The organism is Enterobacter cloacae complex sp. HYC080_NIDB (genome assembly GCF_056673325.1).
The window spans coordinates 2,273,898-2,294,267 of record NZ_CP114212.1 but is presented as its reverse complement, the minus strand read 5'-3'; the positions used below and the strand labels follow the sequence as shown (position 1 = coordinate 2,294,267).

The 20,370-nt window shown below is 55.8% G+C and carries 22 protein-coding genes; 14 read left to right on the top strand and 8 right to left on the bottom strand.

All coding sequences use genetic code 11. From position 1 onward, the window contains the following. The first annotated feature begins 118 nt into the window (after positions 1-118). The gene (locus tag O1723_RS10860; protein ID WP_023337275.1) at positions 119-793 is read left to right on the top strand and encodes a DUF3313 domain-containing protein; all 675 of its coding nucleotides are present in this window, start codon (positions 119-121) and stop codon (positions 791-793) included. A gap of 33 nt (positions 794-826) precedes the next feature. Here the strand turns inward: O1723_RS10860 and O1723_RS10855 are convergent, their stop codons facing one another. Continuing rightward, positions 827-1,723 (bottom strand): DMT family transporter, encoded by an 897-nt coding sequence (locus tag O1723_RS10855; protein WP_014883806.1) that lies wholly within the window; start codon positions 1,721-1,723, stop codon positions 827-829. Between the two features lie 174 nt (positions 1,724-1,897). Between O1723_RS10855 and O1723_RS10850 the strand changes: the two genes are divergently transcribed. Next, entirely contained in the window at positions 1,898-2,770 is an 873-nt protein-coding gene (locus O1723_RS10850) for a helix-turn-helix transcriptional regulator (protein ID WP_014883807.1), read from the top strand. Here the strand turns inward: O1723_RS10850 and O1723_RS10845 are convergent. Then, the gene (locus tag O1723_RS10845) at positions 2,660-3,916 is read right to left on the bottom strand and encodes a benzoate/H(+) symporter BenE family transporter (RefSeq protein ID WP_023330397.1); all 1,257 of its coding nucleotides are present in this window, start codon (positions 3,914-3,916) and stop codon (positions 2,660-2,662) included. The two genes, O1723_RS10850 and O1723_RS10845, sit on opposite strands and share 111 nt — an antisense overlap. A gap of 92 nt (positions 3,917-4,008) precedes the next feature. Between O1723_RS10845 and O1723_RS10840 the strand changes: the two genes are divergently transcribed. Continuing rightward, positions 4,009-4,536 carry a helix-turn-helix domain-containing protein gene (locus O1723_RS10840; protein WP_023337276.1) on the top strand — a complete coding sequence of 176 codons (528 nt, stop codon included), beginning with the start codon at positions 4,009-4,011 and terminating at the stop codon, positions 4,534-4,536. 80 nt (positions 4,537-4,616) lie between these two features. After that, positions 4,617-6,581: a peptidase U32 family protein gene (locus O1723_RS10835; RefSeq protein WP_023337277.1), complete on the top strand. Its 1,965-nt coding sequence runs from the start codon at positions 4,617-4,619 to the stop codon at positions 6,579-6,581. On the opposite strand, the gene O1723_RS10830 is transcribed toward O1723_RS10835, so the two are convergent. Then, positions 6,582-6,812, bottom strand: coding sequence for a DUF2554 family protein (locus O1723_RS10830; RefSeq protein WP_014883811.1), 231 nt, complete (start codon positions 6,810-6,812; stop codon positions 6,582-6,584). It abuts the gene before it with no gap. A gap of 243 nt (positions 6,813-7,055) precedes the next feature. Here O1723_RS10830 and O1723_RS10825 point away from each other — a divergent pair, with 243 nt between their 5' ends. After that, complete coding sequence (locus tag O1723_RS10825) at positions 7,056-7,418, top strand: hypothetical protein (protein WP_014883812.1); 363 nt, start codon at positions 7,056-7,058, stop codon at positions 7,416-7,418. 230 nt (positions 7,419-7,648) lie between these two features. Here the strand turns inward: O1723_RS10825 and ftrA are convergent, their stop codons facing one another. Next, a complete protein-coding gene (ftrA, locus tag O1723_RS10820) occupies positions 7,649-8,656 on the bottom strand; it encodes a transcriptional regulator FtrA (protein WP_014883813.1) in 1,008 nt (335 codons plus the stop codon). Positions 8,657-8,729: 73 nt separating this feature from the next. Between ftrA and O1723_RS10815 the strand changes: the two genes are divergently transcribed. The 8 genes from O1723_RS10815 to zinT all read left to right on the top strand — a co-directional run bounded on the left by O1723_RS10815 (position 8,730) and on the right by zinT (position 16,749). Beyond that, positions 8,730-9,143, top strand: a complete 414-nt coding sequence (locus O1723_RS10815; protein ID WP_014883814.1) for a rhodanese-like domain-containing protein — start codon at positions 8,730-8,732, stop codon at positions 9,141-9,143. Between the two features lie 156 nt (positions 9,144-9,299). Then, positions 9,300-10,403: a cobalamin-independent methionine synthase II family protein gene (locus O1723_RS10810; RefSeq protein WP_014883815.1), complete on the top strand. Its 1,104-nt coding sequence runs from the start codon at positions 9,300-9,302 to the stop codon at positions 10,401-10,403. 203 nt (positions 10,404-10,606) lie between these two features. Then, entirely contained in the window at positions 10,607-11,878 is a 1,272-nt protein-coding gene (gene urtA, locus O1723_RS10805; protein WP_014883816.1) for an urea ABC transporter substrate-binding protein, read from the top strand. 24 nt (positions 11,879-11,902) lie between these two features. Beyond that, the gene (gene urtB / locus O1723_RS10800) at positions 11,903-13,477 is read left to right on the top strand and encodes an urea ABC transporter permease subunit UrtB (RefSeq protein ID WP_038421156.1); all 1,575 of its coding nucleotides are present in this window, start codon (positions 11,903-11,905) and stop codon (positions 13,475-13,477) included. Next, positions 13,477-14,550: an urea ABC transporter permease subunit UrtC gene (urtC, locus tag O1723_RS10795; protein ID WP_023337281.1), complete on the top strand. Its 1,074-nt coding sequence runs from the start codon at positions 13,477-13,479 to the stop codon at positions 14,548-14,550. The genes urtB and urtC overlap by 1 nt, the downstream gene beginning before the upstream one ends. Next, complete coding sequence (gene urtD / locus O1723_RS10790) at positions 14,550-15,347, top strand: urea ABC transporter ATP-binding protein UrtD (protein WP_023330407.1); 798 nt, start codon at positions 14,550-14,552, stop codon at positions 15,345-15,347. Before urtC ends, urtD begins: the two co-directional genes overlap by 1 nt. A 9-nt stretch (positions 15,348-15,356) precedes the next feature. Further along, on the top strand, positions 15,357-16,055 hold the full coding sequence (gene urtE, locus O1723_RS10785; protein ID WP_014883820.1) for an urea ABC transporter ATP-binding subunit UrtE: 699 nt from the start codon (positions 15,357-15,359) through the stop codon (positions 16,053-16,055). 52 nt (positions 16,056-16,107) lie between these two features. Beyond that, the gene (gene zinT / locus O1723_RS10780; RefSeq protein WP_014883821.1) at positions 16,108-16,749 is read left to right on the top strand and encodes a metal-binding protein ZinT; all 642 of its coding nucleotides are present in this window, start codon (positions 16,108-16,110) and stop codon (positions 16,747-16,749) included. A 47-nt stretch (positions 16,750-16,796) separates the two neighbouring features. Here the strand turns inward: zinT and ydeE are convergent, their stop codons facing one another. Further along, positions 16,797-17,990, bottom strand: coding sequence for an efflux MFS transporter YdeE (gene ydeE / locus O1723_RS10775; protein WP_023337284.1), 1,194 nt, complete (start codon positions 17,988-17,990; stop codon positions 16,797-16,799). Positions 17,991-18,184: 194 nt separating this feature from the next. On the opposite strand from ydeE, the gene eamA reads away from it, so the two are divergent. Next, positions 18,185-19,084, top strand: a complete 900-nt coding sequence (gene eamA, locus O1723_RS10770; RefSeq protein ID WP_023337285.1) for an O-acetylserine/cysteine exporter — start codon at positions 18,185-18,187, stop codon at positions 19,082-19,084. 38 nt (positions 19,085-19,122) lie between these two features. On the opposite strand, the gene marB is transcribed toward eamA, so the two are convergent. From marB to marR, 3 genes are read right to left on the bottom strand one after another with little or no spacing between them, the layout of a single operon-like run. After that, positions 19,123-19,341, bottom strand: coding sequence for a multiple antibiotic resistance protein MarB (gene marB / locus O1723_RS10765; RefSeq protein ID WP_014883824.1), 219 nt, complete (start codon positions 19,339-19,341; stop codon positions 19,123-19,125). A 33-nt stretch (positions 19,342-19,374) separates the two neighbouring features. Continuing rightward, the gene (gene marA / locus O1723_RS10760) at positions 19,375-19,755 is read right to left on the bottom strand and encodes an MDR efflux pump AcrAB transcriptional activator MarA (protein ID WP_008502237.1); all 381 of its coding nucleotides are present in this window, start codon (positions 19,753-19,755) and stop codon (positions 19,375-19,377) included. A 19-nt stretch (positions 19,756-19,774) separates the two neighbouring features. Then, positions 19,775-20,209: a multiple antibiotic resistance transcriptional regulator MarR gene (marR, locus tag O1723_RS10755; RefSeq protein WP_014883825.1), complete on the bottom strand. Its 435-nt coding sequence runs from the start codon at positions 20,207-20,209 to the stop codon at positions 19,775-19,777. Between the last annotated feature and the right edge of the window lie 161 nt (positions 20,210-20,370).

Genomic DNA, 20,370 nt, shown 5'->3' with positions numbered 1-20,370 from the left:
TGAAGCCGGGCCTTCTTTTTGCAATTTGTGCTACTTACATCATTTTTTGTCACAACAAACCCGCCTGACTTTTGCTATAACTTCAAATGCATACTTGCAGATAACATGGAAAACTATCATGCGTACTCAAACTTTTTTTAAAGTTGCAGTGCTTACTGGTTTATTGGCCCTGGCAGGCTGTTCTTCAAAAGTCGCCGCCCCCGAACAATATTCAGGCTTTTTAAAAGATTACTCCGGCTTGCAACAGACGACATCTGCGACGGGTAAACCGACGCTGCGCTGGGTCGATCCTAATTATAACGAAGCGAATTACGACAGTATTATCTGGACGCCGATTACCTATTACCCTACGCCTAAACCGACCACTCAGATTGGGCAGAAAACCCTTGATGAGCTGTTGAACTACACCAATACCAAAATGAAAACGGCTATTGGTACTCGTAAGCCTATAGTGGCGACACCAGGTAAACATAGCCTGATTTTCCGGGGTGCCATTACAGGGGTGAGTTCGCAGAAAGAAGGCCTGCAGTTCTACGAAGTGGTGCCTGTCGCGCTGGTGGTGGCGGGGACGCAGATGGCAACCGGCCATCGCACCATGGATACCCATCTCTTCTTTGAAGGTGAGCTGATCGACGCAGCCACCAACAAACCGGTGATGAAGGTGGTTCGTAAGGGCGAAGGTAAAGAGCTGAGCAACGAAAATACGCCAATGACCTTTGCGACACTGAAGCAGGTTGTGGATGATATGGCGACGGATGCCACCATGTTTGATGTGAAAAAAACCACGAAATAATGTAAAACGGCCTGCTCTGCGCAGGCCGTTTTTTTATGCTGTTCGTAAGCGCCTGAACCAGGTTTCGGGTTTAGTGAACATCACCATATTCCCACCCAGAATCAGCAGTAAACCGACGATACCGTTGAGATGCCAGACGTAGCCCTCATACACCGTTGAGATGGAGAGCGCCACCAGCGGGAAGAGTAGCGTGCTGTACGCCGCTTTCCCGGGGCCAATACGCCCGACCAGCGTGAAGTAAGCGCCGAAAGCGATCACCGAACCAAACAGAGCCAGATAGAGCAGTGCGCCGATGTAGGTTACCGTCCATTCCGGAGTAAAGCTGTCCCCTCTGAAGAGGGCAATGCAGCCCATCACCAGCGTACCGTAAAGCATTGCCCAGGCGTTGGTGGTCATGGTTTCCAGGCCTCTGCGCTGATGGCGCATGCTGATCATGTTGCCCAGCGAGAAACCATAGGTTCCGAGCGCAGAAAGGCCAATGCCCGTCAGAAGCGATACGCTCCAGCCGCTGGCAAGCAGATCGTCCCAGAAAAGGGTAATAATCCCGACCAGACCCAATGCCGCCGCCGTCCAGAAACGCGCGGGCGGGCGCTGCCCAAAGAAAATAAAGCTATTAATGGCGTTATAGAGCACCGCCATGGAGAAGATGACTGATTCCAGCCCGGTATTGATGTGCGCGGCCGCGGTATAAAAGCACCAGAAGTTAAAGCAGAAAACGCAGCATCCCTGAAGCATGCAAAAAAGGTGATCCCGTAGCGCCAGCTTACGCAGTCGACGCAGGGCAAGTAACACCACCATCATCGTGGCGCTGGCCACGGCGAAACGCCAGAAAATCGACACCGGGGCCGCCACGGGACCTTGCTGCAGGAAAATGGCAATCCAGGTGGTTCCCCAGATGACCACGACCAGTCCGTATAATAATGCGTTCATATCATTTCTCTTCTCAAACCACGAAAGCCCGCAGTATGGCGCTGAAATGCGCCGTGGGCTTTCACCGGCTTGCGGCAGACTTGCAAAATCTTGCGCTTTTTTCTCTCCGGGGGACTGGCAACGGGGAACAACAATTCTTAGACTGACAGTTCGATCACTCACGCGCTAACGGTTATGTCTCACGCTTACGATACCTTTGAAACGCTTAGTCAGCAGAATGCCGTCCTGCGGGAGACGGTCTCGCTGAACTCGGGTATTCAACTGGCGGCGTGGTACAACAAGCACGATACGATAACGGTTAAAAGCAATCATCACACCCTGAGCCTGTACGTGGCCGACGGTTATGAGAGCTATCAAAAAACGCCGGGCGGCTGGAAGAACGGCGGGGGACCGGACCGTTTCTGCCTGATGCCGAAAGAGAGTGAATCGACGTGGGATATCCGTGATGACCTGTCGTTTGTCCATCTCTACTGCACCGATGAACACCTGCGCGACGTGGGCGAAAAAATCTGGGATAAGCGGCCGCTGTCGCTGACGCTGGACGAACGCATTTTTGGCAGTGACCCGAAGATCACCGCGCTGTATCGCCAGTTTTTACTTGGCTGCGACTGGCAGCAGCAGGCCAATCAGCTCACCCTGAGTACAGCATCCACGTTGCTGATGACCCATCTGCTGCAAAACTACTCCAACGTTCAGTGGAAGCTGCCGGTCGTCACCGGCGGGTTATCGCCTTTCGTTCTGCGCAACGTGCTGGCCTTCATAGAAGAGCATCTTGGCCAGCCGTTAACCCTGGCCGAGCTGGCGGCGCAGGCAGCCCTCAGCGAATACCATTTTGCCCGCATGTTCCGCCAGTCGACGGGGCTGGCACCGCATCAGTACGTGATGCAGCGACGCATGGAAAAAGCAAAAAACCTGGTGCAGCATAGCGCAATGCCACTAACGGACATCGCGCTGGCCTGCGGATTTAACTCCGCCAGCCACTTCAGTAACCGTTTCCGCAGCGTGATGGGTATGACGCCGTCCCAGCTGCGCGCGGCGAGCGCGTGAAAACAGGGCATAGCATATCCCGCCCAGCACCAGCCCCCAGAATGCCGAACCGATGCCCAGAAGGGTGACGCCGCTCGCGGTCATCAGAAACGTGACGATGGCTGCGTCACGTTCGGCTTCATGATTCAGGGCCTGAAATAAACTCCCGCTGAGGGTTCCAAGCAACGCCAGCCCTGCCAGAGTCTGGATCCAGCTCAGCGGCAGTGCAGCCATGATCCCGGTAATAGACCCGCCGAAAACTCCAGCCAGCAGATAAAACCCACCGGCTGCAATGGCCGCCAGCCAGCGTTTAGTCGTATCCGGGTGGGCATCAGCGCTTTGACAGATGGCGGCGGTAATGGCCGCGATGCAGATGGAGAAGACGCCAAAGGGGGAAAGCAGCAGCGCCAGGCCACCGGTAACGATGATGAGCGGTGAGACCGCCAGCGAGTAGCCGGAGGCTTTCATCGTGGCGAAGCCCGGCGCATTCTGTGAGGCCATGGTCACCAGGAAGAAGGGCAAACCGATACTCACCAGGCTGGTAAAAGTAAAGTCGGGGGCAATAAACTCAGGCATCACAACGGAGAGGCTGACTTTATCGGTGGCAACGTCACCACTTATCCATGCCACGAGACCACCTGCCAGCAGCGTAACCACGATGGCATAGCGCGGCGCCAGCGCTTTTGCCAGCAGCCACGCGGCAATCATGCTACCGCACAGCAGAAAGTGGCCGTCAAGATGTGCAAACGCGTGCAGGCCAAACTGCAGAAGCACGCCTGCCAGCATGGCGGCCGCGAGCGAATGGGGGATCAGCGTCATCAGACGAGCGAAAAGCCCCGTAATACCGCAGAGTAAAATAAGCGCGTTAGCGAAGATAAACACACCGATAGTTTCAGACAGCGTCACCCCTTGCAGGCTGGTGGCGAGCAGGGCGGCTCCGGGGGTTGACCAGGCCGTCAGTACCGGCGCTTTAAACCACCAGGAGAGCGCCAGCGTGCTGACCCCCATCCCAATCCCCAGCGCGGTCATCCAGCCCGCGATTTGCTGCGCGCTGGCACCTGCCGCGGCGGCGGCTTGCCAGATAATGGCGGCCGAACTGGCATAACCCACCAGGACGGCGACAAATCCAGCCAGTGTGACTGGAATAAGATGAGAGGAAGGGCGCATGGCAACTCCGTTGTGCGTTATAACGTCCGTATTACGGTAGCACTGTGCGTTATAGCGTACAAGTGGTATGATCATCGGCACCAGGAGGGAACATGGACATCACACAACATCTTGCAGCAACACTGAAAACACTGCGTCAGGCCCGCGGCTGGAGCCTGTCAAAGCTGGCGGACGAGGCCGGTGTGTCGAAAGCGATGCTCGGCCAAATTGAGCGCAATGAATCCAGCCCGACGGTATCGACCCTGTGGAAAATCGCCACCGGGCTGAACGTTCCGTTTTCCGCGTTCATCACGCCAGAGGCAGACAGGCAGGCTGTGTTTGATCCCCAGCAGCAGGCGATGGTCGTCAAACCGCTCTTTCCGTGGGATGAGACCCTGAGGTTCGATCATTTCTCTATTACGCTGGCGGCGGGTGCCCTGAGCGAATCCACGCCCCATGAGGTGGGCGTGATTGAACATGTGGTGGTCATTAGCGGAGAACTGGAGATGAAAATCGACGGCGAATGGCAGACGGTTTATGCCGACTCGGGCGTCCGTTTTGCCGGTGATAAACCGCATGCCTACCGCAACAGCAGCGACCGGCCGGTGCATTTTCACTCTCTGATCCATTATCCCCGCTGAGGCTACGCAAAACTGTTTCGCTGTCGTAGACTTCTGACTACAATAGCCGCCATTTTGACCATAACGGATAACGACGAAGTATGCGCCTGCAATCCCATCATCTTGAACTTTTAAGCCCGGCCCGTGACGCCGCCATTGCCCGTGAAGCGATCCTTCACGGCGCGGACGCCGTCTATATTGGCGGCCCTGGCTTTGGTGCCCGCCATAACGCCAGCAACAGCCTGCGCGATATTGCCGACCTGGTGCCGTTCGCCCACCGTTTCGGGGCGAAAGTGTTCGTGACCCTGAACACTATTCTTCATGATGATGAGCTGGAGCCTGCGCAACGACTGATCGCCGATCTCTATCAGACCGGCGTCGATGCCCTGATTGTTCAGGACATGGGGGTTCTGGAGCTGGATATTCCGCCGATTGAACTGCACGCCAGTACCCAGTGTGATATCCGCACGGTGGAGAAGGCGAAGTTCCTCTCCGACGTCGGCTTTTCGCAGATCGTTCTGGCCCGTGAGCTGAACCTGAATCAGATCCGTGATATCCACCAGGCGACAGACGCGACGATCGAGTTCTTTATCCACGGCGCGCTGTGCGTGGCCTATTCCGGTCAGTGCAACATTTCCCACGCCCAGACGGGCCGTAGCGCCAACCGTGGCGACTGTTCGCAGGCCTGCCGTCTACCGTATACCCTGAAAGACGATCAGGGCCGCGTAGTGGCGTTCGAAAAACACCTCCTCTCCATGAAGGATAACGATCAGACCGCCAACCTGGGCGCGCTGATTGATGCGGGCGTCCGTTCCTTCAAGATTGAAGGGCGTTATAAAGACATGAGCTACGTGAAGAATATCACCGCGCACTACCGTCAGATGCTGGACGCCATCATCGAAGACCGCGGCGATCTGGCGCGCGCGTCGGCAGGTCGTACCGAGCATTTCTTTATTCCGTCGACGGACAAAACCTTCCACCGCGGCAGCACGGACTATTTCGTGAACGCCCGTAAAGGCGATATCGGCGCGTTCGACTCACCGAAGTTCATCGGTTTACCGGTCGGTGAAGTGCTGAAGGTGGCGAAAGATCATCTTGATGTTGAAGTGACGGAGCCGCTGGCGAATGGCGATGGCCTGAACGTGATGATTAAGCGTGAAGTGGTGGGCTTCAGGGCTAATACGGTCGAAAAAACCGGTGAAAATCGCTATCGTGTATGGCCGAATGAAATGCCTGCCGATCTCTACAAGGCGCGTCCGAACGCGCCACTTAACCGTAACCTCGATCATAACTGGCAGCAGGCGCTGCTGAAAACCTCCAGCGAGCGTCGTATCGCGGTGGATATCGAGCTTGGCGGCTGGCAAGAACAGCTGATTCTGACCATGACCTGTGAAGACGGTATCAGCGTGACGCATACGCTGGATGGCCTGTTCGAGGTGGCAAACAACGCGGAAAAAGCGCTTAACAGCCTGAAGGATGGCGTAGCGAAGCTGGGGCAGACGATTTACTACGCGCGCGCTATCGAGGTTAACCTGCCGGACGCGCTGTTTGTGCCGAACAGCCTGCTTAACCAGTTCCGCCGTGAAACGGCAGAGCTGCTGGATGAAGCGCGTCTGGCCCAGTATCCACGCGGTAGCCGTAAAGCGGAAGTGGTTCCGGCCCCGGTATACCCGGACACGCATTTATCTTTCCTGGCAAACGTCTACAACCATAAGGCGCGTGAATTCTATCATCGCCACGGTGTGCAGCTGATCGACGCGGCCTATGAAGCGCATGAAGAGAAGGGCGACGTGCCGGTGATGATCACCAAGCACTGTCTCCGCTTCGCCTTCAATCTGTGCCCGAAACAGGCAAAAGGCAATATTAAGAGCTGGAAAGCGACGCCCATGCAGCTGGTCAACGGTGATGAAGTCCTTACCCTGAAGTTTGACTGCCGTCCCTGCGAAATGCATGTTATTGGCAAGATGAAAAACCATATTTTCAAAATGCCGCAGCCGGGCAGCATTGTCGCTTCCGTCAGTCCTGACGATCTGATGAAAACCCTGCCAAAACGTAAGGGGAGCTAACTACCTTACGTGCGTCTCCGGTTTGCGCGATTTCTGCCACAGGTGGTGTTCGCGCAAACCCTCCGCTGACTCTTCCGCTGCGCTGCGTAATTCATCGCTGTCGGCCTCGTGCCGCAGCTGATGCCCCACATTCTTTACCCATACATATTCATGCCCTTTGTGCCCGGCCATAAGCTGCCCTGAAAACAGCGCACAAATAAGCATGACGAGAGATAACCCTTTTTTAATCATGGTTTCACCGCTGAGTGACGTTGCGGGGATAATCATGGCGATTATTTCTTAGTGTTATTATTCAATAATTCAAAGTACGGCAAAGAAAATGTCAAATAGTGTTGGCTCAGAATTGTTTTTAAGAAATATCCTAAATGCGCCTAAAGCACTGTCAACTACCACTTCTGGACCATAAACAGGCGTTTGAATTAGGGATAATCCTATATAATAGGGATTCTCTGGCTAAGGAATGAGTCTTAATAAATGAAAAAAATAATCGCGTTTGCGCTCCTCGTGGCTGCCGTGGGTGCTACGGCAGGGGTTCGCTATATCGGGAATGACGAACCAGAATATATTCAGTCCGCAGAAACTCGTGTTGGTTCATATTTAACCAGCGATTACGGGCGTGTAGCCTGCAATAGCAAAAAAGTAGACGATCAACGCTGGGAATTAGATTGCCTGCATCAGGCAAGAGGAAAAGTATTCCAGTTTGCGGTGTATCCTTCTGAAAAAGCCCCCTATGGTGTTTCGCGTTCGTTTTATCTCGAAGCGATTAATGATGAAGCAAAACAGAGCGCCGAACAGGGTCTGATGCGTTATTTGCAAATCAACACGAAGGCGAGTTAATAGAGCTGTTTAGCTTTCGTTAAGTTAATCAGTGTTAGTTTGTAAGGGATCCGCAGCCCGACCATGGAGCGTCGGGGACGTAGAGACCAAAATACAAATCTATCCATGCAAGCATTTACCGCCAGATAATGGCGGTTTTTTTTTGCCATTTCGCGTATGTGCCCCCTCATCCCAGCCCTCTCCCTCAGGGAGAGGGGGCGTCTGTGTCGGTATTATGTTGTGGGGATCCCTCAGCGGGCAGGACCTGGACGCAAAAATTGCTTGCGGTACTGGGCCGGCGAAAGGGCAAATTGCTGACGAAAGTGGTGGCGCAACGTCGCCGCCTGTCCAAAACCGGTCTGTTCAGCGATGCTGTCGATGCTCATCCGACTGCTTTCCAGGTAATCTTTTGCTCTCAACAGACGCTCATTGATCAGCCAGCGCGACGGTGTCGTTCCCGTTGCCGCCTCGAAGCGACGAAGGAAGGTACGCTGGCTCATGCCCACCCGACGCGCCAGCGAGTCGACGCTGTGCGGTTCAACGAGATGGTTGTGCAGGAAATCAAACAGCTGTCCCAGACGCTGGCTCTCCCGTAGCTGTGCCACCGGGCGGCTCAGCTGTTGCGGCTGCGAACCATCCCGGTGGGGAGGAATAACCAGCCGACGCGCCACGCTGTTGGCGGTTTCCATGCCATAATCCCGGCGGACGACGTGCAGACAGAGATCGATGCCCGCCGCGCTACCAGCAGAAGTCAGAATATCCCCCTCATCCTGGTAAAGTACGTCTTCAACCACGTCGATGTCAGGGTGGCGGGCTTTAAGCGCCTCGATGTAGCGCCAGTGGGTTGTGGCTTTGCGCCCGCTCAACAGTCCCGTTGCGGCCAGCACAAACACACCCGAGCAGATGGACAGCAGCTGGCATCCACGAGCGCTGGCCTGGCGCAATGCGTCGCACAGTGCCCTGGGAACCGGCGCGTCCAGCCCCCGCCAGCCGGGAACCACGATCAGATCCGCAGACTCAAGCAGGCTCAAATCACCATCAGTCACCATGCGGATCCCGCCCGTCGCCCGCATTTCTCCGCTATCCACACCTGCCACAGCAAAGCGATACCAGGCGTCGCCCAGCTCAGGACGTGGCAGGCCAAAAATCTCAACCGCCACGCCAAACTCGAAGGTACAGAGGCCGTCATACGCCAGCACCACCACCTGAGGGCGGGTAACCTGTCTTAAGTTTGTCATCTTTTTGCTGTTTTCTGGCATAAGCAAGCGCATTCATGGGCTGAATTTGTGGATAGATTAGTGTTAACACAAACGCCAAAGATGAGGAAGGATCATGAGCTATGTTACTGAATTTCCGGCTGCCGAGCCGCAGGAAGCCGTTACCCATTTTCTGCGTCGCCTGAGTGTCGAAACCGACTGTGCCGATGTGCATCATGCCATCGCCAGTCATGAGCAGGACTTCGTGCTGCTGCATGTGGTAGGGAGTGCGGAACAATTCGCCCGTCGTCATGTCCCCGGGGCACTGCACATGCCGTGGAGCCAGATTACTGCTGAACGCATGGCCCGGTGGCCGGACGGCACGCTGTTTGTCGTTTACTGTGCGGGGCCGCACTGTAACGGCGCGGACAGGGCTGCGCTGAAGCTGGCGCGACTCGGGTTGCCGGTCAAAATCATGCTGGGCGGGATCACCGGCTGGGAAGATGAACGCTACGCGTTTGCCAGTCAGGGATCCGTTTCCGCCCTGTAAAGATGAATTTTTTTCAACACCCGTGAAATTTTCTCGTTTGCCGGAGCCGGTGAGGTATGACATCTTTTTTGGATATTTAGACGTCCAGAAGTCTAAAGATTCAAATAATGAATTATCACTGCCGGCAATTATTACCGTCAGACAGAGGAGATTTCCATGCAACGACAGCACGCCCCATACCGCGCCGATGTAGTAGGCAGTTTTTTACGTCCGGATGCCATTAAACAGGCCCGCCTGAAGTTCGCCAGCGGTGAGATAGATGCCGGACAGCTTCGCGCGGTGGAGGACGATGCCATTCGCCACGTCGTCGAGCAGCAGTGTGCGTGCGGTCTGCATGTGGTGACCGACGGTGAATTTCGCCGTGCCTGGTGGCACTTCGATTTCTTCGATGGCCTGCAGGGGGTTGAGCGTTACGATTCGCAGCAGGGTATTCAGTTCAACGGTGTACAGACCAAAGCCCACGGCGTGCGCGTCACCGGCAAGCTGGGCTTTGGCGATCATCCGATGCTGGACGATTTCCGCTATCTGAAAAGCATCAGCGGTAATGCGCAGCCGAAGATGACCATTCCCAGCCCAAGCGTGCTTCATTTCCGCGGCGGCCGCAAAGATATCGACGCGACGGTTTACCCGGACCTGAACGTCTATTTTGACGATCTGGCGACCACCTGGCGTGACGCTATCCGGGCCTTCTATGATGCAGGCTGCCGTTACCTGCAACTTGACGACACCGTCTGGGCCTACCTCTGTTCGGACGATCAGCGTCGTCAGATCCGCGAGCGCGGCGATGATGCCGATGAGCTTGCGCAGATCTACGCCCGCGTGCTGAACAAGGCGCTGGAAGGTAAACCGGACGATCTGACCATCGGGCTGCATGTCTGCCGCGGCAACTTCCGTTCAACCTGGATTTCGGAAGGGGGATACGAGCCGGTGGCGGAAGTGCTGTTCGGTACGGTGAACGTAGATGCCTTCTTCCTGGAATATGATAACGACCGCAGCGGTGATTTTGCGCCACTGCGCTTTATTCGCCCGGGCAAGCAGCAGGTGGTGCTGGGTCTGATAACCACCAAAAACGGAGAGCTGGAGAACCCGGAAGGGGTTAAAGCCCGTCTGGAAGAGGCGGCAAAATACGTGGCCAAAGAGCAGATCTGCCTCAGCCCGCAGTGCGGCTTTGCCTCGACCGAAGAGGGCAACAGCCTGAGTGAAACTCAGCAGTGGGACAAAGTCCGTCTGGTGACACAGATCGCCAGTGAAGTCTGGTAAAAACACCGTCCCAGCGCTGCATTATAAAAGTGCAGCGCTGTGCCATTCTGAGTCGTTCTCTTTACATCCCGCGTTCAATCTCCCGCCATAGCGTAATGTTCATTCTGGCATCCTTTTTGCTCCTGCTTCGCTGACACATTTTTTTTCCGCGTCCATGCCGTAACGGACGTTTTTGCACAGCGTTCTTTTTCAGGAGTGAAAATATGCAGCGTCGTACCTTATTAAAAGCCTTTGCGTTATCCGCGTCCGTCGTGGCGATGGGAATGAGTTTTGGTGTGCAGGCGGCCGATACCATCAAAGTGGGGATCATGCATTCTTTGTCCGGCACGATGGCCATCTCCGAAACCCCGCTGAAAGATGTCGCGCTGATGACCATTGACGAGATCAACGCCAAAGGGGGCGTACTGGGGAAAAAACTGGAGCCGGTGGTGGTGGATCCCGCTTCAAACTGGCCGCTGTTTGCCGAGAAAGCGCGTCAGCTGCTGAGCCAGGATAAAGTCGCGGTGGTGTTTGGCTGCTGGACCTCCGTTTCGCGTAAATCGGTGCTGCCTGTCTTTGAGGAACTGAACGGCCTGCTGTTCTATCCGGTGCAGTATGAGGGTGAAGAAATGTCACCCAACGTCTTTTATACCGGTGCCGCACCGAACCAGCAGGCCATCCCGGCGGTGGAATACCTGATGAGCGAAGACGGCGGCGCGGCGAAGCGCTTCTTCCTCTTGGGCACCGACTACGTCTACCCGCGCACCACCAACAAGATCCTGCGCGCGTTCCTGCATTCGAAAGGCGTTGAGGATAAGGACATCGAAGAGGTTTACACCCCATTTGGTCATAGCGACTACCAGACGATTGTCGCCAACATCAAGAAATTCTCCGCAGGCGGCAAAACTGCCGTAGTCTCGACCATCAATGGCGATTCCAACGTGCCGTTCTATAAAGAGCTGGCAAACCAGGGGCTGAAAGCAACCGACGTGCCGGTAGTGGCGTTCTCCGTTGGTGAGGAAGAGCTGCGCGGTATCGACACCAAACCGCTGGTGGGTAACCTGGCGGCGTGGAACTATTTTGAGTCCGTGGACAACCCCACTAACCAGGCCTTCGTGGCGGATTACAAAGCCTATGCGAAAGCACACAAACTGCCGAATGCCGACACTGTCGTCACCAACGACCCAATGGAAGCCACTTACGTAGGGATCCATATGTGGGCGCAGGCGGTGGAAAAAGCGGGCACGACCGACGTAGATAAAGTGCGTGCCGCAATGGCCGGCCAATCGTTTAAAGCGCCTTCCGGCTTTACGCTCACCATGGATGCCACCAACCATCATCTGCATAAGCCGGTCATGATCGGTGAAATTGAAGGCAACGGCCAGTTCAACGTGGTGTGGCAGACGGAACAGCCGGTCCGCGCGCAACCGTGGAGTCCGTTCATCGCCGGGAATGACAAAAAGCCCGACCAGCCGATGAAAACCGCCAGCAACTAAGCCATCACCTCAGGGAGACAAGCCATGAACGTCATGCGCACGATCGTCGCTCTTATATGGCTTACCGGACTGCTGCCAGGGATGGCGCAGGCATCGGATGCCGATCGTTTCGTTGCCGCCAGCCGCACCCAGCAGGCGGAATTACTGACGCAGTGGGCCGCCGCGCCGGATGCCGCCAGGCTGACGCTGCTTCAGGCGTTGCAAAAGGAAAACCTGTATACCGACAGCCAAAAGCACGCTTTTGCGCAGCGTAATGGCGGAATGGTTCCCCTCGGTGAAGCAAAGGCGACTGAAGGGCAGACAAAAGCGGTCCGGCTGACGAACCGACTGCGCGTACTTGCTGCCACGGCTATCGCTACGCATCAGCTGGTCAGTGACAGTGTCACGGAAAGGCGGGCGGCGGCCCGTCAACTGCAGCGAGATGCGCAACCTGCGATGCTCGCTTTTCTGGAAAATCGGGTAAACCGTGAAACGGATGCGGTAGCGCGTCAGACGCTGCTGCTGGCGGTGGCGAATCTCCAGCTGGCAAGCCCGCAGGCGGAGGTGCGTCGCCACGCTGCTGAACTGTTAGGCCAGTCCGACGATCCGGACGTGGTGTCCCGACTCACCCCGTATACCCAGGCGCAGACCGAGCCGGACGCCGGCGTTCGCGCCGCTGCCGAAGAGAGCCTTAACCAGATAACGCACCGCCTGATGTGGGGCGATCTGCTGGGTCAGGCGTTTATGGGGCTTTCCCTCGGTTCGGTGCTGCTGCTGGCTGCGCTGGGGCTGGCTATCACCTACGGCCTGCTGGGCGTCATCAATATGGCGCACGGTGAAATGCTGATGCTGGGCGCGTATGCCACCTGGATGGTGCAGCAGGCCATGACCAGCCTCGCGCCACAGTGGCTGGCGCTCTATCCGGTTATCGCCTTACCGGTCGCGTTCTGCCTGACGGCGGCAATCGGAATGGTGCTGGAGCGCACCGTGATCCGTCATCTGTACGGTCGTCCGCTGGAAACGCTGCTGGCAACGTGGGGCATCAGCCTGATGCTTATCCAGCTGGTGCGCATGACGTTTGGCGCCCAGAACCTGGAGGTGGCGAACCCGGCATGGCTTTCCGGCGGGGTACAGGTTTTCGCCAACCTGACGCTGCCGTGGAACCGTATTGTGGTGCTGTGTTTTGTGCTGCTGGTACTGTTCTTTACCTGGCTGATTCTGAATAAAACCCGTCTGGGGCTAAACGTGCGCGCGGTGACGCAAAACCGCAGCATGGCTGCCTGCTGTGGGGTGCCGACAGGGCGTGTCGATATGCTCGCATTCGGGCTGGGCTCCGGCATTGCCGGGTTAGGCGGCGTGGCATTATCGCAGCTGGGTAACGTCGGACCGGAGCTGGGCCAGGGATACATCATCGACTCGTTCCTGGTGGTGGTGCTCGGTGGCGTGGGCCAGCTGGCAGGGAGCGTGGCCGCGGCCTTTGGTCTGGGCATTTTCAATAAAATCCTTGAACCACAGATGGGCGCGGTGCTGGGCAAGATCGTGATTCTGGTGGCGATCGTGCTGTTTATTCAGAAGCGTCCTCAGGGGTTATTTGCGCTGAAAGGGAGGGTTATTGACTGATGAGCCAGCCGCTTACCTTAACGCTGGCGCGCAAAGCGCCACGCACAACGCAGATCGCAGGCAGCCTGCTGGTGGCGTGTCTGCTGATATTACCGTTTTTCGCCTTACTGCCTGCAACGCATCCGCTGGCGTTATCGACCTGGATGCTGACGCTGACGGGCAAGATCCTCTGCTATGCCACCGTTGCGGTGGCGCTCGATCTGGTGTGGGGCTATGCCGGTATGCTGTCTCTTGGGCACGGTATCTTTTTCGCACTCGGCGGTTATGCGATGGGCATGTATCTGATGCGCCAGGCGGCGGGTGACGGTCTGCCCGCGTTTATGTCATTTCTCTCCTGGAGTGAGCTGCCGTGGTTCTGGTGGGGCACCCAACACTTCGCCTGGGCGCTGGTGCTGATTGTCATGGTGCCGGGGCTGCTGGCGCTGGTGTTTGGCTGGTTTGCCTTCCGCTCGAAGATCAAAGGGGTCTATTTCTCGATTATGACCCAGGCGCTGACCTATGCCGGGATGTTGCTGTTCTTTCGCAACGAGACCGGTTTTGGCGGCAATAACGGCTTCACCGGCTTTACCACGCTGCTCGGATTTTCGGTGACGGAAACCTCCACGCGTATTGCACTGTTTCTGGCGACCGTACTGTTGCTGCTCCTGGCGTTGGGGACGGGATTTGCGCTGGCAAAAAGCAAATTTGGCCGAATCCTGACCGCCGTTCGTGACGCAGAAAACCGTCTGACGTTCTGTGGTTACGACCCGCGCGGGTTCAAACTGCTGGTCTGGACGCTCTCCGCGGTGCTGTGTGGCCTGGCGGGGGCGCTCTATGTCCCGCAGGTGGGCATTATCAACCCCGGTGAAATGTCACCGACGAACTCGATAGAAGCCGCCATCTGGGTGGCGCTGGGCGGGCGCGGCACGCTGGTGGGGCCGGTGATTGGCGCGGCGCTGGTGAACGGGGCGAAGAGCTTTTTCACCGTCGCCATGCCGGAGTACTGGCAGCTGTTCCTGGGGCTGATTTTTATCGCCGTCACGCTGTTCTTACCACGCGGTGTCTACGGTCTGTTTCGTAAGGGAGAGAAATAATGCAGCCAACGGAAGGGTTATTTACCCGCCAGTTGCCCGGCGACCGCTACCGTGACCAGACGGATCCGGTGCTTCAGCTTGAGGCCATTAACGTCAATTTCGACGGTTTCCAGGCGCTGACCGATCTCTCGCTGAATATCGGCGTGGGCGAGTTACGCTGCGTGATTGGCCCCAACGGAGCCGGTAAAACCACGTTGATGGATGTGATCACCGGCAAAACGAGACCAAAAAGCGGGAGGGCTATTTACGATCAATCGATCGACCTGACCGCGCTGGAGCCTGCGGCCATAGCCCGTCAGGGGATCGGGCGAAAGTTCCAGAAACCCACGGTCTTTGAGGCGCTGACGGTGTGGGAAAACCTTGAGATCGCCATGAAAACCGATAAATCCGTCTGGGCGAGCCTGCGGGCAAAACTCAACGGTGAGCAACGCGATCGCATTGATGAGATGCTGGTTTTACTGCGTCTTGGCAACGAACGCGATCGCCGCGCCGGGCTGCTGTCGCACGGTCAAAAGCAGTTTCTGGAGATAGGTATGCTGCTGGTCCAGGATCCGCATCTGTTGCTGCTGGACGAACCCGCCGCCGGGATGACCGACGCAGAGACGGAATACACCGCCGAGTTGTTCAAAACCCTGGCGGGTAAACACTCCCTGATGGTGGTGGAGCACGACATGGGCTTTGTCGAAACCATTGCCGACCACGTGACGGTATTGCATCAGGGGCGCGTGCTGGCCGAAGGCTCGCTTCGCGAGGTGCAGGCCAACGAGCAGGTGATTGAGGTCTATCTGGGGCGCTAAGGAGAGAAGATGTTACAGGTTAACGAACTGAATCAGTATTACGGTGGCAGCCATATCCTGCGCGGCGTCAGTTTTGAGGCCGCCACCGGAGAAGTCACCTGCCTGCTGGGGCGCAACGGCGTCGGGAAAACGACGTTGCTGAAGTGTCTGATGGGGCTGATCCCGGCGAAAACCGGGGAGGTCATCTGGCAGGGTAAGACGATCACCCACAGCAAACCGCACCAGCGGGTACAGTCTGGCGTGGCGTATGTCCCGCAAGGACGCGAGATTTTTCCGCGCCTGACCGTGGAAGAAAATCTTCTGCTGGGGCTGTCGCGCTTTTCCGCCCGCGAGGCGAAGCAGGTACCGGAGGAGATCTGGCAGCTTTTCCCGGTGCTCAAAGAGATGAAGCACCGCCGCGGAGGCGATCTCTCCGGCGGACAACAGCAGCAACTGGCGATTGGCCGTGCGCTGGCAAGCCGCCCGCAGCTGCTGATTCTGGATGAACCGACGGAAGGCATTCAGCCTTCGGTGATAAAAGAGATTGGCCAGGTGATCCGCACGCTGGCGAACAGAGGCGATATGGCGATCCTGCTGGTCGAGCAGTTTTACGACTTTGCCGCCGAGCTGGCCGATAGCTATCTCCTGATGTCGCGCGGCACCATTATCCAGCGTGGACGGGGGGAAAACATGGCGCAGGAGGGCGTTCGCGGGCTGGTTGCGATTTGAAATGTTATAATATAACATTCTCATTCTTATAAAACGGGATGAGGGGGTTATTTTGGCTGCACATGCTGGTAAATGGATCATGACTCTGGGGGCGCTGCTGGTCAGCGGCCAGCTGTTAGCGCACTCGCACGGTCATCAGATGACCGAAGCGGAGCAGAAAGCGGCGAACGGCGTGTTTGAGGATAAAGACGTGAAGGACAGAGCGCTGTCTGACTGGGACGGTACCTGGCAGTCCGTTTATCCTTTCCTGCTGGATGGATCGCTGGATCCGGTCTTTAAACAGAAAGCGCAGAAGGATAAAAGCAAAACCTTCGACGAGGTGAAAGCCTATTATCGTAAAGGCTATGCGACGGACGTGGATGCCATTGGCATTGAAAATAACGTGATGGAGTTCCACAAGGGCAAAGCGGTTAGCCGTTGCCATTATAATTACAGCGGCTACAAAATTCTGACCTATGCGTCAGGCAAAAAAGGCGTTCGCTATCTGTTTGAGTGTCAGGATGCCAGCAGCACGGCGCCGAAGTTTGTGCAGTTCAGCGACCATACCATCGGGCCGAAAGCGTCCTCGCACTTCCATATTTTTATGGGCAACACTTCCCACGAGGCGTTGCTGAAAGAGATGGATAACTGGCCGACCTATTATCCGAATGAGATGTACAAAGAGCAGGTGGTAGAAGAAATGTTGCACCACTGATGCTTTATTGCCGGGTGGCGGCTACGCCTTACCCGGCCTACAAGTTGCTACGCTACCTTGGGTGACTCGCACCACGCCTTCACGCTCATCCCACGCAAAATCATCAGCCACGCAATGACGATGGCGACCATCATAATCACAAACAGCGACCAGTGCGGCAGGTTGGTCAGGATAATCCCGGTGATCATCGGGTTTGCGGCCGCGCCCAGCCAGCCCAGCGCCTGTGCGGAGAAATAGCTTGCCTTCATACCCGGCGGGGCGATGTTGTCGATCAGCATGTATTCACCCGGCGCATAAATAATCTCACCCAGCGTAAAGATCGCGGCAGCGATACCCCAGTAAATCAGATTCTCCCCGGAGAACATAAAGCCCCCCAGCCCCAGGATAAAAAACAGCGTCGCGGCGGTCATCAGGGGGCGAATATTGCTGGCGGAAATCTTGCGCCCAAGCGCGTATTGCAGCGTCACCACCACGGCGGCGTTAACGGGCAGCACCACGGCGACGACCTTCTGCGCGAAATCGCTGTCGGCGTGGGCGGCCAGAACATACTGCGAAATGCAGCTGGCGAACGATCCGCCCACGTACGACGCGAGCAGGCCGGAGAGGGTGAACCAGAACAGGGCGCGGTCTTTCAGCAACACCGACGGCTGCCAGGGCATTTTTTCCTCGGCGGTATCCAGCGCGACGCTTTTTTGCACAAAGAAATGGATAAACGCGAGCGGCAGCGCGGCGCAAAAAGCGGCCAGCCAGAAGGGCAGCTGTAAGCTGTACATCACCAGCAGGGTGCCGATGGGCGGGCCGACCGTCCAGCCAATGTTCAGGAAGCTATAGTTGAGCGAGAAAACACGCGCTTTTTGGCTTGAGGTGAGCACGTCGGAGAACCAGGCTTTCAGCACCGTCGAAAATACGGAGTAGGCGCAGTTGATCAGGGAAAAGAACAGCACCACCAGCGTGACGTTATCCACCAGCGGGATCGCGACAAATCCGGCAATAAACGCCACGATCGCAATCAGCATGTAGCGTTTTTTATCAAACTTATCCGCCAGAATGCCAAATCCCAGGCTGAACACCACGCCGATGGTCAGCGCAATCGTCAGGGCATAACCAATATTCTCGACGCTCATGTTGTAGACGCGCGTGAGATAAATGGTCATGAACGGCAGCGTCGCTCCCCGACCGATGGTTAACAACAATGACGATGCCAGCAGCGCTGCGGTTGAGCGCCTGAGAGATGGTTTCATATTTCTGCCCGACAGTTGCTTATGCTTTTATTAGAGGTGTGTTAACAGGATTACCATGACATAAGGGGCTTGTATAGCACCTGGTTTATCCGTAAGTGCTTCAGCTGCCTGCCAGAATTAATGATCTTCTCGCAGCGTCCTTTTTTCTGTTACCTTGAAGTGTTAACAAATTATTAATAATTCAGGGGCAGGGTATGACGCGTAGAGACGGACTGCTGGCGTTGCTGGTGGTCGTAGTATGGGGGCTCAATTTTGTCGTCATTAAGCTGGGATTGCACAATATGCCCCCGCTTATGCTGGCCGGTTTGCGTTTCATGTTAGTGGCGTTCCCGGCGATCTTTTTTGTTGCGCGTCCAAAAATCCCGTTCAAATTACTGCTGGGCTATGGCCTGACCATCAGCTTTGGCCAGTTCGCGTTTCTCTTCTGCGCCATCAAGTTTGGTATGCCTGCCGGTCTTGCCTCGCTGGTTTTGCAGGCGCAGGCGTTCTTTACCATCATTCTCGGTGCGTTCGTATTTGGCGAACGTTTGCAGGGCAAACAGCTGGCGGGGATTACGCTGGCGGTGTTTGGCGTACTGGTGCTGATTGAAGCCAGCCTGAATGGTCAGGATGTGGCGCTGCTGGGCTTTATGCTTACGCTGGCGGCGGGGCTGAGCTGGGCGTGCGGGAATATCTTCAACAAGCTGATTATGCAGCACGCGGCGCGGCCGCAGGTGATGTCGCTGGTGGTCTGGAGCGCGTTAATTCCGGTCATCCCGTTTCTGGCGGCGTCGTTTATTCTGGATGGCCCGGATGTGATGCTGAGAAGCCTGGTCGATATCGATTTGACCACGATCCTTTCTCTGATTTATCTGGCCTTTGTCGCCACGATTGTGGGCTATGGGATCTGGGGTTCGCTGCTGGGGCGTTATGAAACCTGGCGCGTGGCGCCCCTGTCTCTGCTGGTGCCGGTGGTTGGGCTCGCCAGTGCGGCGCTATTGCTGGATGAAACGCTGAGCGCGCTGCAGTTGCTGGGGGCCGTGCTGATTATGGCGGGGCTGTATATCAACGTGTTTGGCTTGCGGGTACGGCGGGCGGCGCGCGTCAGAGGCTAGAGCATAAAAAAGCCCCGCAGTGGCGGGGCAAAAACGAATCAGAAGCCGTGCTGATTATAATAAGGCACGCCTAATTCGTCGGATTTGTCGCTACCAGTCCCCATGTGGTTGAAATCATAGGGTGACTGGTCATGTGCTGACGGCAAAATCATCGTGCCACGATTATTTTGCTGCGTTGCACCTGGGGTTTGCTCCGCGAAGGTCTGGCTGGAAAACAGCACCAGCAAGGCGAGGGCGGCGGAGGCGATAACTTTCATGATTTCCTCGGTTACGTCTTTTACAGGCGATGATTAACTACAATGTTTTAACGGATACAGGTATCGGGATTCTCCGGGTACGCTGGTGATTCGGTACTTATGAGGCGGCACGTCAAAATAGTTCTTAAACGTACGCGTCAGGGTTTGCTGTGATTCAAATCCGTAACGCTCTGCCAGATAAAGGATCGGCTCATTGCTTTCTTTCAGTTTCTGGGCAATTTCCGTCAGCTTGCGACTGCGAATATATTGACCTAGTGAATGGCCGGTCTCTTTTTTGAACATCCGTTGCAGGTGCCATTTGGAGTAACCTGAACGCTCTGACACTTTTTCAAGGGAGAGCGGCGATTCCAGGTTATCTTCGATCCAGTCCAAAATGCTATGAATGGTGATAGCGTCAGTATTGCGTCTGGACATCGTCATACCTCTTTTCTGTTTACGGCAGTATTTTCTTCAGCAAAAGCTCAAGGGTTGCCACTTCATCTGCCGTTAAGTTTTTTGTTAGTTCCTGATGCAGTGTTTGTCCTACTAATTGATGACATTGCTCGCACATGGCCGCGCCATCGCAGGTGAGCTTGACCAGCACGCCGCGTTTGTCATTCGGGTTAGGGCTTCGTTCTACCCATCCTTTGCAGACGAGACGATCCAGCATGCGGGTTAACGCACCCAGATCGACAGAGAGCACCTTTTTCAGCTCAACCGGCGTGATACACACTTCGCAGCGAATGGAACACAGCACTTTGAACTGTGTTGCGGTGATATCCAGCGGTGACAGATAGTCATTGAGCAGGCGATCTTTTTTCTGGTTAACCATATGAATAAGACGACCCAGCGGAACAACGTCGTTAAAGATATCACTGGTGCTTTTCACAATGGTTGCCCTGGCAAGTAGTTTAGTCACGGCAGATATTATTGCTCAGGCAAGTATAAGTCAACTGAATGAATCAGCCGATGCCACGAATTGCTAAAACGTTTCATGAACTTTTTTTGAACGCTTTCAAATCATATAGATAACTCAGGGTTATCCTTACT